This window comes from Streptomyces botrytidirepellens (assembly GCF_003721215.1).
GTDB classification, from domain to species: domain Bacteria; phylum Actinomycetota; class Actinomycetes; order Streptomycetales; family Streptomycetaceae; genus Streptomyces; species Streptomyces himastatinicus.
This window is the reverse complement of record NZ_RIBZ01000164.1, coordinates 18,901-30,337: the sequence shown is the minus strand read 5'-3', so window position 1 is coordinate 30,337 and position 11,437 is coordinate 18,901. Positions and strand designations below refer to the sequence as shown.

Below are 11,437 nucleotides of genomic sequence, written 5' to 3'. Positions count from 1 at the left end.
GCCGAGCGCGTCGGCGCGTCCTTCCGCGCCGCGGGCGGCGCCCGCGCGGCCGCCGCCCACCTGGAACGACTGGCCGCCACCGCGGCCACCACCCCGTCCACCACGACCCCCGAGGGGGAACGATGAGCCAGGACAACGCCACCTCCGACACACTCGGCGCGGAAGCCCCGCGGCCGTCCCGCGCCGAGGCCGTGGCCGCCCTCCGGCCGCGCTACCAGGCCGACCTGGACCAGGGCACCGAGCGGTTCTTCGAGCCGCGCCGCACGGACTGCCCGTGGTGCGGCTCGACCCGGCTGAAGCGGCGGCTGCGCACCAAGGACAGATTCCAGAACAAGCCGGGCCGCTTCCGGCTGGACACGTGCCGGGACTGCCGGCTGGTGTTCCAGAACCCCCGGCTGAACGGCGACGGGCTGGAGTTCTACTACCGCGACTTCTACGACGGCCTGGGGGAGGAGGGCATGGGCAACGTCTTCTCGGGGCGGCAGAAGATGTACCGCCGACGCGCGGAGGCCCTGAAGCCCTCCGCCGACGCCCCGGCGAAGTGGCTCGACGTCGGCACCGGCCACGGCCACTTCCCCGAAGTGGCCCGCACCGTCTTCCCCGACACCGTCTTCGACGGGCTGGACTTCACCGAGGGCGTCGAACTGGCCGAGCGGGAGGGGCGGATCGACCACGGCATCCGGGGCAGCTTCCCGGAGCTGGCCGGGGAGCGGCTGGCAGGCCGCTACGACGTGGTGAGCATGTTCCACTACCTGGAGCACAGCACGGACCCCCGCGCGGAACTCCGCGCGGCCCACCGCGCCCTCGGACCCGGCGGCCATGTGCTCATCGAAGTGCCCGACCCGGAGTGCTGGTTCGCCCGCCTCTTCGGCCGCTTCTGGCTGCCCTGGCTCCAGCCCCAGCACCTGTACTTCCTCCCGGTGGCGGGCCTGCGGAAGGAGCTGGAGGCGCTCGGCTTCACCGTGGTCCTCGAACAGCACCGCGAGTCGTCCGACACCGTCGACCTGCTGGGCGCGGTGTGGCTGGGGGCCAACGCGGTCCTGCCGCCCGACGACGCCCCCTGGCTGGCCCAGCCGCCCGGTCGCGCGCGGTGGCTGCTGCGCTGCGCGGGCCTGGTGGCGGCCGTTCCCGCCCTCGTCGTGGCCACCACACTGGACCGGCTGCTGCTCAAGCCACTGGCCGGGCTGGGGAAGGTGTCCAATGCCTACCGTCTGGTAGCCCGGCGCAATGGGTGAATTCGTTCGCCACTTTGCATTTCGCAACGTAAATCGCCACCTCAGTGGCCCTTGGTAGGGCTCGAACTCCAAAAATGTGAAGTCCCTTGTTCCGCATCGGTTCCGTATGCAAAGGTGCAGGTGTCGCCACGTGGGCCAGGTGTTTCTGAGCGCCGCCGGCAGGGCCGACACCCCTAATTGGTACGGACTTTTCTCGCTGCCCTGTGAAAGGGAAAAGACGTGAACGATGCCGCCCTGACGGACTTCTTGACCCCCACCCCCCTGTTCGGCGTGACGGATGAACAGCTCACGGCCGAACTCAAGAAGGGTTCGGGGAAACTGTCCGAGCATCACCCCGTCGGGGAGCTGCTGGGCCGTCACTGGGAGGCGGCCTTCTCCTACGCGAGCCTGTGCACCACGGGCACCCACCCGGCGGGGATCCTCACGTCCGCCGCGTTCACCAGGCTGTTCGGGGAGGCGCTGCGGCGGACCGCACCGGCCACCGCGTGGCGGCCACGGGTGCTGGCCACCGTGCGGGGCATAGCGGAGGAGTGGAACACGGGTCCGCGGGGCGCGCTGCTCCATCCCGGCCTGCGGGCCGACTTCGGGGCGCGGGGGCTCGGGGACGGGCGGCTCCGTCCGCCGGAGAACAGACGCCTGGTGTTCCGCGCGTTCCAGCGACTCCCGGAGACGGCCCGCTGTCTGCTGTGGCACACGGAGGTCGAGGCCGAGCAACTCGCCGTACCGGCAGGGCTGTTGGGCTTGCACGACGATGCCCCCGGCGAGCTGGAGCGGGCCCGTCTGCGCTGGCGTCAGGCCTGCCTGGAGGCCCATCGCGACACGGCCCCCGAGGAGGAGTGCCGGCACTACAGCCGACTGCTGGACGTCTCGCTCCGCCGCGGCGACACCTGGCTCGACCCCGATCTGCGGCAGCACCTGGCCAGGTGTGAGCACTGCCGTCATGCCGCCGACCAGCTGGACCACTCCACCGGACGGCCCGCCGTCCTGCTCGCCGAGGCGGTCCTGGGGTGGGGCGCGCGGGAGTATCTCGACTCCCGGCCGGGCCGCCGCATCCCCGACCCGGCCACGGCCGTGGATCCTCCTCCCATGCCCCGCACCCCGCCACGTGGCGGCGGCCCTCGCCACTCGGCGCGGAAACACCCCTGGTGGAAGGCGCTCCCGGCGGCGCTCCCGGCGGCTCGTCCAGGGGCGCGTGCGGCGGCCCGCGGAAGGCGGCCGCGGCTCACCGGCGGCCGGTTCCTCTTCGTGGCGGCGGCCAGCGGCTGTGTCCTGGTGTCGGTGGCGGTGGCCTCCGTCCTCCCGTCCGGCGGTGGCGAGGACGCGGCGTACGAGCGCGACACCCCGTCCACGACGCCGGGCGCGGGTGACACGAAGGCCCCCGGTTCGGATCCCTCGTGGATCGGTGCCGACGGTCGCCCGGCCGACACCCTGCGCGGACGGTTGCGCGACGCGGCGAGCGGGCTGTGCCTCGACATCGTCGGGGACAAGCCCGCGGCGGGCGCCGAAACCGTGGCCACACCCTGCACGTCCGCGGACACCCAGCAGTGGTCGTACGAGGCCGACGGCCTGCTGCGCAGCGGTGCCTCCCCCGAACTCTGCCTCAACTCCCGGCTGAGCTTCTCCATCCGGCTGGGCCCCTGTGAGACCACCTCACGGCGGGACGCCGCGAACGTGCGGTACGACTTCACCCTCCAGGGCACCCTGGTGCCGCGCTGGAACCAGGAGCTGGCCCTGACCCCGGACTCCACGGAGAAGGGGGCCGCGTTGGTCCTGAAAACACGTGACGACTCGGCGACGGCGCAGCGCTGGCTGGCGGGCGGCGCGGCGGACGACAACCGGTACCGGACCGAGACGGCCCGCCCGGACCGGGAGACGGCGCCCCGTCAGGTGTCCGTCGTCCGCCCGAAGAAGCCCGCCCGCACCGCGCCCCCGGCGCACACGCCCGAGCCCCCGGCGCATCGGTCCGCGCCACCGAAACGGTCGCACCCGGCGCCCAAGAAACCGCACCGCCCCAAGCCCCCGGCGGGTCCGCCCCCGCGGCAGGCGGCCTCCTGGTACGGCCGGCAGGGACAGCAGGTCCAGCAGGGACAGCAGGGATGGCACGGCCGGCCGGGCCAGTACGGATGGCAGGGGTGGCCCGGGCAGTACGGGCAGCACGGGCAAGCCCCCTGGCCCCCGGACCGGGCCGGATACGACCGCGGCTGGGGGCGAGGGGGCCACCACTGAGGACGGGATACGAAGGCGCTACTCCACGGCCACCGCCGACCGCGTGGCCGTGGAGTGCGCGGGCCGGTCGGCGGTCCCGGACGCGAAGTACACGTCGGACGGCCGGATGCGCGAGGCCGCCCAGACGCTGACGACCGCGGTGGCCGCCAGATATCCGCACGCGATCCACGGGGCGCCGTGGCCGAACGCGAGGAAGGTGGTCATGAGCAGCGGTGTGATGCCGGAGGCGTAGACACCGGACAGCTGGTAGACCACGGACATGCCGGTGTACCGGACCTCCGCCGGGAACAGGGAGGCGAACAGGGTGCCCTGGGCCCCGTAGAACGAGGCGTGGACCACGCCCAGGGTCAGCGCGATCGCCGCGGCGAACCCCCAGATGCCGGTGGCATGGAACAGCCAGAAAGCGGGGAACACGCTCAGCCCGAACAGCGCCATGCCCAGCATGTACATCCGACGCGCGCCCTGCCGGTCCACCAGGGAGCCGGACAGCGGGATCAGGACGGCCATCAGCAGCGCGGCGAAGGTGACGGCGAGCAGGACCGGGGTGCGCGGCAGGTCCAGCGTCGAGGTGGCGTAGGAAATCGCGAACACACCCCAGGTGTTGAACGCGGCGCCCTCGCCCCACCGGGCCAGCATGCCCAGCACGGTGTGCCGCCGGGTTTCCGGGTTCCTCAGCAGCTGTGCCAGCGGGACCCGGGACGCCGCCTGCCGCTGTTCGATCTGGCGGAACGCCGGAGTCTCGTCCACCTTGAGCCGTACGGTGATCCCCAGGACGACCAGCAGCAGACTCACCAGGAAGGCCACCCGCCATCCGTAGCTCAGGAAGGCGTCGTCGCTGAGCACATTGCTGAGCAGCGCGAACACACCGGTTCCCAGCGCCAGTCCGAGGGCCAGCCCGATCTGCGGGTAGCTGCCGTAGCGGCCCTCGCGGCCGCGCGGACCGTGCTCCACGGACAGCAGCACGGCACCGGCCCACTCGCCACCGAGCGCCACGCCCTGCGCCACGCGCAGGATGAGCAGGAGGACGGGCGCCCAGATGCCGATCTGCTGATAGGTGGGCAGCAGCCCGATGAGAGTGGTGGAGCCGCCCATCACGCTCATCGTGACGGCGAGGGTGCGTCTGCGGCCGATGCGGTCGCCGATGTGGCCGAAGAGCAGGCCCCCGATGGGCCGGGCCAGGAAGCCGACCGCGAAGGTGGCGAAGGACAGGATGGTTCCGACGGTGTCGTTGCCGGTGGGGAAGAACAGATCGCCGAAGACGAGGCCCGCGGCGGTGCTGTAGAGGAAGAAGTCGTACCACTCCACCGTGGTGCCCAGGAGGCTGGACAGCACCACGGTACGAAGCGGCCGTCGGGACGTATCGGACATGGGGGAGCCGTTTCGTTGCATGCCGGGGCGCCGAGGCAGGCGTGAGCGCACGACAGCGCGCACACCGGCCTCGGCGGCGGGGTGCGATGGGGTGCGATGGGGGAGGACAGCGGCTGCGGTGTGAACGCCCCACGGGCGGACGTGAGGTGACGGAAACGTCAGAAGACAGCCGGCCCGGCTACGGAGCCGGAGGCGTGGGTGTCCGCGGGGGAGCCGGGGTCAGGGGCGACAGCAGGCGCTGGACTGGCGGCACAGATCGACGTGGAGGCGTTCCACGAGCGGGCCGGCAGCATTCGACATGGCCGACAGTATGGTCGGCCCCCGACACCCGGCTCAAGGTGTCACCGGAACGGTCTCACCGACTGGGACGGGCCGCGGCCCGACGACCTCGAAGAGGCCGCCAACCGCTCAGCCCTGGCCGATGACCTTGCCGGGGTTCAGGATCCCGTGCGGGTCGAGGGCCGCCTTCACCGCGCGGTGCATCTCCAGCACGGCGGGTGCGAGTTCCTGCTCCAGGCCGTCCCGCTTCAGCAGTCCGACCCCGTGCTCGCCGGTGACCGTTCCGCCCAGGTCGATGGCGTCGGCGATGATGTCGCGGAACGCGGCCTGGGCGCGCTCCCGAGCCGCGGTGTCGCCGGGCTGGGTGATCAGCAGCGGATGGAGGTTGCCGTCACCGGCGTGGGCGATGTTGGCGATGAGCGTGTCGTGCCGGGTGGCCGCGCGCTCGATCCGCGCCAGCATCTCCGGTACGGCAGCCCTGGGCACGCACACGTCCTCGGTGAGCACCGGGCCCAGTCGCTCCAGCGCCGGGTAGGCGAGCCGTCGCGCCGCGAAGAGCGCGTCCGCCTCTTCCTGGTCCGTGGACTGCGCGGCCCAGGTCGCTCCCGCCTCCTCGAAGCAGGCGAGCATGCGTTCCGCCTCCTGCGCCCCGGCCGGGCCCGGCGCGTCCGTACGCCCGAGGAGCACCACGTCCGCGTCGACGGACAGCCCCATGTTCTTCCACCGGTCGACCGCGGCCAGGCAGTGCCGGTCGATCAGCTCCAGCGCGGACGGGGTGAGCCCCGCGGCCCCGACCGCGGTGACGGCGCGGCCCGCGGCCACGACCGATGAGAAGTATCCGGCGACCGTGCGCTCCGCCTCCCGCCGCGGGCGCAGCCGCACCGTGACCTCGGTGATCACCCCGAGCGTGCCCTCGGAGCCGACCATCAGCCCCGCCAGGTCGTACCCGGCCACGCCCTTCGCCGTCCTGCGGCCGAGCCGCACCAGTTCACCGGTGCCGGTCACGGCTTCCAGCCCGAGGACGTAGTCGCGGGTGACGCCGTACTTCACGCAGCACAGCCCGCCCGCGTTGGTGGCCACATTGCCGCCGATGGTGGACCAGGGCGCGCTGGCCGGGTCCGGCGGATACCACAGCCCGTGTTCGGCGCACGCGGCCCGCAGATCGTCGTTGACCACGCCGGGGCCGACGACCGCGAGCCGCTCCACGGGGTCGATCTCGTGGACGGTGTTCATGTGCTCGGTGGAGAGCACGACAGAGCCCTCGATGGCGTTGGCACCGCCGGACAGGCCGGTTCCGGCGCCCCGGGTGACGAGCGGGACGCCGTACCGCAGACAGGCGCGCACCACGGACCGCACCTCCCGCGCCGTGTGCGGCCGTACGACCACGAGCGGCGTGCCGTACGGCGCCCACTCCGCCTCGTCGTGGGCGAACCCGGCCGCGATGTGCGGGTCCTCGACCAGCCGCCCGTCCGGCAGCTCCTGTCGCAGCTCGTCGATCAGCACGCCCGGACCCCCGCCCTGTCGTCGCATCCGTTCCGGCATACGTACCGGCATCCATGCCGCATGAGAAAATCCCCCAAAGCTCGCAATGTGCGCAATATGGGCTAGCGTCGTAGGTATGAAGACCGTACGACGCGTCTTCCGGATGGCGCTGGTGCTTCCTCTGGTGGTGGCAGCGCTGCTGCTCGCCGCCGTCGCCGCGGCTCCCGGCGCACGGGCCGCCGACTCCCTCGACACCGCGGCGGCGTCCCTGCGCAACGGGCCGGTCTACGTCGATCCCCGCGCCCGGGACATCCTGCCCCGGAGCGAGGCCGACGCCCTGTCGCAGAAGATCGAGAAGGCGGGCAAGCCGGTCTTCGCCGTCGCGCTCCCCGCCGCCGAGAAGCACGACCGGTCGACCCTGCTCCAGGACCTGCGGACGAAGGTCGGCGTCACCGGCGTGTACGCGGTCGCGCTCGGCGACCGCTTCGACGCGGGCGCCGACCGCTCCGTCCTGTCCCGCGACGCCGTGGAGAACCTGACCGGCGCCGCGCAGCGGTCCCACCCGGGCGACTCCGGGGCCATGCTCACCGACTTCGTCGACCAGGCCGTGGAGCAGGCCAAGGGTGACGCGCCCGCCACGTGGGACAACGCCGCCACGCCCAAAGGAAGCACCGGCGCGCTGGGCCTGCTGGTCACGCTCGGCGTGCTGGTCATCGTCGGCGTCGGCGGCACCTTCCTGGTGAGCAGGCGCGTCACCAGGCGGCGGCAGCAGGAGGAGCGGGCCCGGCTGGAGCAGCTCCGCCCGGTGGTGGACGAGGACATCACCGCCTTCGGCGAGGAACTGACCCGGATCGGCTTCGAACCGGCGTCCCCGAAGGCCGACGACGCGATGCGCGAGGACTACACCCAGGCCCTGGACTCCTACGAGCACGCGAAGACGGTGATGGAGAAGGCGCAGTCCCCCAGGGAGGTCAGGGACGTGACCGAGGCGCTGGAGGACGGCAGGTTCTCGCTCGCCACCCTGGAGGCCCGGCTGGAGGGCAAGCCGCTGCCGGAGCGCCGTCCTCCGTGCTTCTTCGACCCACGGCANCCACCCTGGAGGCCCGGCTGGAGGGCAAGCCGCTGCCGGAGCGCCGTCCTCCGTGCTTCTTCGACCCACGGCACGGCCCCTCGGTCGAGGACCGGCGGTGGACCCCGACGGGCAGCACCTCCGAGCGGACCGTTCCGGTCTGCGCGGCGGACGCCGCCCGGCTGGACGACGGCGAGGAGCCGATGGCCCGGGAGGTCGACACCCCGCGGGGGCGGCGCCCGTACTGGGAGGCCGGACCGACTTACGCCCCCTGGGCGTCCGGCTACTTCGGCGGCGCGCTGCTGCCGGGCCTGCTGGTGGGCACCCTGCTCGGCACCTCGCTCGGCTCGCCCTACGCGTACGGGGACTACTACGGCGCCGGTCCGGCCGGTGACTACTCCGGCGGCGACCACTCGGGCGGCGACTTCGACTCGGGCGACTTCGGCGGGGATTTCGGCGGCGGCTTCGGCGGGGGAGACTTCGGCGGAGGGTGACACAGCCCCGCGGCCCGGCCCGCACCACAGTGCGACACATCGCGCGCGCAATCTCGTGCACACATCTTGTATCCCAGATTGCCGAACCCTAGTGTCCCAGTCTCAGCGGCCCGGCCTGCCCACCCTCTCCGGCCGGGCGCTCCGGCGAAAGGGACGAGAGTGGCAGACCTCAGCGGTCTCTGCGTCGCGGTCACCGGTGCCGGGCGCGGCATCGGACGGTCCATCGCCCTGCGGCTCGCCGCGGCGGGCGCGCACCTGGCCGTCATCGACCGCGACACCTCCCGCGCCGAGGCCGTGACGGCCGAAGCGGCCGCTCTCGGCCGCCCGGCGCTTGCCGTCGCGGGCGATGTGACCCGTGCCGCCGACTGCACCGAGATGGTTCGGCGCACCGCCGACGGCCTCGGGCGGCTCGACGTCATGGTCTGCAACGCGGGCATCGTGCAGGTCAAGCCCTTCCTGGACATCACCGAGGACGACTGGGACGCCACGTTCGCCGTCAACGTCAAGGGCACGTTCCTGACCATGCAGGCCGCGGCCGCCCGGATGCGCACGCAGGAACCCCTGAGCGCCGCCGACGCCGCCGACCGCGCCCGTCCGCGCGGGAAGATCATCACGATGTCGTCGATCGCCGGGCGGTACGGCGCCGGCGCGATGGCACCCCTCACTCCCCACTACCGCGCCAGCAAGGCGTCCGTCATCAGCCTCACCCAGACCGCGGCCTACGCGCTGGCGCCCGACATCACCGTCAACGCCATCTGCCCCGGACTGGTCGGCACCGACATGTGGCGCCAGATCGACCAGGAGTGGTCCGCCACCGAGGGGTGGACCACGGGCGAGGCGTGGAAGCGGCGCACCGCCGTCGTCCCCATGGGCCGCCCGCAGACGCCGGACGACGTCGCGGGCCTCGCCCTCTATCTCTGCTCACCGGATTCCGACTACATGACCGGCCAGGCCGTCAACATCGACGGCGGACTGATCATGAGCTGAGCCGCCCTCCTCCCTGCACGATCGAGGAAGCACATGACACACGCACCCAGCGGCACCCCCGCCACGACTCTGGACGAGGCCGGGCAGCGGGCAGCCGTCTCGCGCATCTCCTGGCGCATCCTTCCGCTCATCGCCGTCGGCTACGTCATCGCGTACGTCGACCGCACCAACATCGGCTTCGCCCAGCTGGGCATGGGCACCGAACTGGGCATCAAGGCCGCCGCGTACGGCCTCGCCGCCTCGATCTTCTTCGTCGCGTACTTCTTCTTCGAAGTGCCGAGCAATCTGCTGCTGCGCCGCTTCGGCGCCCGCGCCTGGCTCGCCCGCATCATGGCGACCTGGGGGATCATCACCGTGATCACCGGGTTCACCACCAACGTGCAGATGCTGTACGTGATGCGCTTCCTGCTCGGCGTCGCGGAGGCCGGTTTCTTCCCCGGCATCATCGTCTACCTCACCCTGTGGTTCCGCTCCGGCGACCGGGCCGTCGCGCTCGGCTGGCTGGTGCTGGCCCAGCCCATCTCGTTCATCTGCGGCGGGCTCCTCGGCGGCCTGATCCTGGACCACACCGGCTGGTTCGGCATGGCGGGCTGGCGCTGGCTGTTCATCCTGACCGGCGTCCCCGCGGTCCTGATGGCCGTCGTGACGTACGCCTTCCTCCCGGACTCCCCGGCGACCGCGCGCTGGCTCGCCCCCACCGACCGCGACTGGCTGCGCCGCTCCCTGGAGTCCGAGCAGGGCACCGGCCACGACGAGGGCGTACGGGCGCAGCTCGCCGCCCTGCGGAACCCCCGGGTGCTGCACCTGGCCGCCACCCATCTCGCGCTCGCCATCGGCACCTACGGGTTCAACCTCTTCCTGCCGCTGATCATCAAGCAGATCAACCCCGCCTACTCGGCCACCAACATCGGCTTCACCGCCGCCATCCCCTACATCTGCGCCGCGCTCGCGCTGCTGGTCACCGCCCAGCTGTCCAAGCGCGCCCGCGAGCGCAAGTACCTGGTCGCCGTGCCGCTGGCCATGGGGGCCGTCGGCCTCGCCGCGGTGATCGCCCTGCGCCACCAGCCGGGACTCGCGGTGGTCGCGCTCGCGGTGACCGGGATCGGCGCCTTCGCCTGGCTGCCGCCGTTCTGGGCGCTCACCACCGACAGCCTGTCCAAGACCCACGCTGCCGTCGGCATCGCCGCCATCAACTCCATCGGCAACCTCGGCGGGTTCTTCGGCCCGTACATCGTCGGCAAGGAGACCGACGGCGACACCGTCACCGCGGGCCTGCTCATCCCCGTCGTGTCCCTGGCCGTCTCGGTCGTGCTGATCCTGCTGTGGCGCAGCCCCGCGCGGCAGCCCGGCTCCGAAACCGGCCCGGCGGCGGTGGCCGACGCACCCGCCGCCGCCCGCTGACGCCCCCCGCGTCCCGTCGAAAGGAGCCGACCGTGTCAGCCGCCACGTCGCTCAACGCCCTCCTGAACGGTCCCGGCATCGTCCAGGCCCCGGGCGCGCCCGACTCGGCCACGGCCCGCCTCGTCCAGGCCGCCGGTTTCCCGGCCGTCTACATGACCGGCTTCGGGGCCACGGCCAGCCGGTTGGGCACCCCCGACATCGGACTGCTCACCCAGACCGAGATGACCGAACACGCCCGCAACATGACCCGCGCCGTGACCATCCCGGTCATCGCGGACGCCGACACCGGCTACGGCGGCCCCTCCAACATCCACCGCACCGTGCGCGAGTACCTCCAGGCCCAGGTGGCGGCCATCCACCTGGAGGACCAGGTGGCGCCCAAGCGGTGCGGCCAGATGAGCGGCATCCGGCTGACGGACGAGGACGAGAGCGCCGCCCGGATCGCCTGCGCCGTCGAGGCCCGGGGCGGCGACGACCTGCTCGTCATCGGACGCACCGACGCCCTGCCCGCCGCCGGGATCGAGGAGGCGGTACGCCGCGCCAACCGCTACCGGGACGCGGGCGCCGACCTGGTCTTCGTCGACGGCATCAAACGCGTCGAGGAGGTGGAGGCCGTCGCCAAGGCCGTCGAAGGACCCAAGGTCGTCTCCATCGTGGACGGCAACGAGACCACCCGGCTCACCGCCACCGACCTGGCCGACATGGGGTTCCGAATCGTCTTCTACGCGGTCACGGCGCTGTTCACCGCCACCCGCGCGGTCGCCGACGCACTGGACCACCTGCGCACCGCCGGGACCCCCGCGGGCGGCCCGGCCCAGCACACCTACGCCGAGTTCTGCGACCTCGTCGACCTCGGCTTCCACCAGGACCTCGACCACCGCTTCGGGAGCTGAGCG

8 protein-coding genes and 1 pseudogene are annotated in these 11,437 nt (G+C 72.5%); 6 read left to right on the top strand and 3 right to left on the bottom strand.

The features are described from left to right. Window positions 1–122 precede the first annotated feature (122 nt). Together EEJ42_RS12405 and EEJ42_RS12400 are read left to right on the top strand one after the other, a co-directional pair. Window positions 123–1,235: a class I SAM-dependent methyltransferase gene (locus EEJ42_RS12405; protein WP_184503052.1), complete on the top strand. Its 1,113-nt coding sequence runs from the start codon at window positions 123–125 to the stop codon at window positions 1,233–1,235. Between the two features lie 219 nt (window positions 1,236–1,454). Then, the gene (locus tag EEJ42_RS12400; protein WP_246096402.1) at window positions 1,455–3,461 is read left to right on the top strand and encodes an RICIN domain-containing protein; all 2,007 of its coding nucleotides are present in this window, start codon (window positions 1,455–1,457) and stop codon (window positions 3,459–3,461) included. Window positions 3,462–3,479: 18 nt separating this feature from the next. Here EEJ42_RS12400 and EEJ42_RS12395 read toward each other — a convergent pair whose 3' ends face one another. The 3 genes from EEJ42_RS12395 to EEJ42_RS12390 all read right to left on the bottom strand — a co-directional run bounded on the left by EEJ42_RS12395 (window position 3,480) and on the right by EEJ42_RS12390 (window position 6,638). Continuing rightward, window positions 3,480–4,829: an MFS transporter gene (locus EEJ42_RS12395; protein ID WP_246096400.1), complete on the bottom strand. Its 1,350-nt coding sequence runs from the start codon at window positions 4,827–4,829 to the stop codon at window positions 3,480–3,482. A gap of 219 nt (window positions 4,830–5,048) precedes the next feature. After that, window positions 5,049–5,129, bottom strand: coding sequence for a putative leader peptide (locus tag EEJ42_RS54620; protein WP_373689238.1), 81 nt, complete (start codon window positions 5,127–5,129; stop codon window positions 5,049–5,051). 108 nt (window positions 5,130–5,237) lie between these two features. Next, on the bottom strand, window positions 5,238–6,638 hold the full coding sequence (locus EEJ42_RS12390; RefSeq protein ID WP_246096398.1) for an FAD-binding oxidoreductase: 1,401 nt from the start codon (window positions 6,636–6,638) through the stop codon (window positions 5,238–5,240). A gap of 88 nt (window positions 6,639–6,726) precedes the next feature. Here EEJ42_RS12390 and EEJ42_RS12385 point away from each other — a divergent pair. The 4 genes and pseudogenes from EEJ42_RS12385 (at window position 6,727) to EEJ42_RS12370 (ending at window position 11,434) form a co-directional block, all read left to right on the top strand. Further along, a pseudogene (locus EEJ42_RS12385) lies at window positions 6,727–8,153 on the top strand (hypothetical protein). 159 nt (window positions 8,154–8,312) lie between these two features. Next, on the top strand, window positions 8,313–9,140 hold the full coding sequence (locus tag EEJ42_RS12380; RefSeq protein WP_123099999.1) for an SDR family NAD(P)-dependent oxidoreductase: 828 nt from the start codon (window positions 8,313–8,315) through the stop codon (window positions 9,138–9,140). 33 nt (window positions 9,141–9,173) lie between these two features. Next, complete coding sequence (locus tag EEJ42_RS12375) at window positions 9,174–10,541, top strand: MFS transporter (RefSeq protein ID WP_123099998.1); 1,368 nt, start codon at window positions 9,174–9,176, stop codon at window positions 10,539–10,541. Window positions 10,542–10,573: 32 nt separating this feature from the next. After that, window positions 10,574–11,434: an isocitrate lyase/PEP mutase family protein gene (locus EEJ42_RS12370; RefSeq protein WP_123099997.1), complete on the top strand. Its 861-nt coding sequence runs from the start codon at window positions 10,574–10,576 to the stop codon at window positions 11,432–11,434. Window positions 11,435–11,437: the final 3 nt, after the last annotated feature.

What these genes read in the sequence shown, in the direction of transcription:
- EEJ42_RS12395 (WP_246096400.1), bottom strand. Translation starts at nt 4,829, where the DNA reads ATGTCCGATACGTCCCGACGGCCGCTTCGTACCGTGGTGCTGTCCAGC.
- EEJ42_RS12390 (WP_246096398.1), bottom strand. Translation starts at nt 6,638, where the DNA reads ATGCGACGACAGGGCGGGGGTCCGGGCGTGCTGATCGACGAGCTGCGA.
- EEJ42_RS12405 (WP_184503052.1), top strand. Translation starts at nt 123, where the DNA reads ATGAGCCAGGACAACGCCACCTCCGACACACTCGGCGCGGAAGCCCCG.
- EEJ42_RS12375 (WP_123099998.1), top strand. Translation starts at nt 9,174, where the DNA reads ATGACACACGCACCCAGCGGCACCCCCGCCACGACTCTGGACGAGGCC.
- EEJ42_RS54620 (WP_373689238.1), bottom strand. Translation starts at nt 5,129, where the DNA reads ATGTCGAATGCTGCCGGCCCGCTCGTGGAACGCCTCCACGTCGATCTG.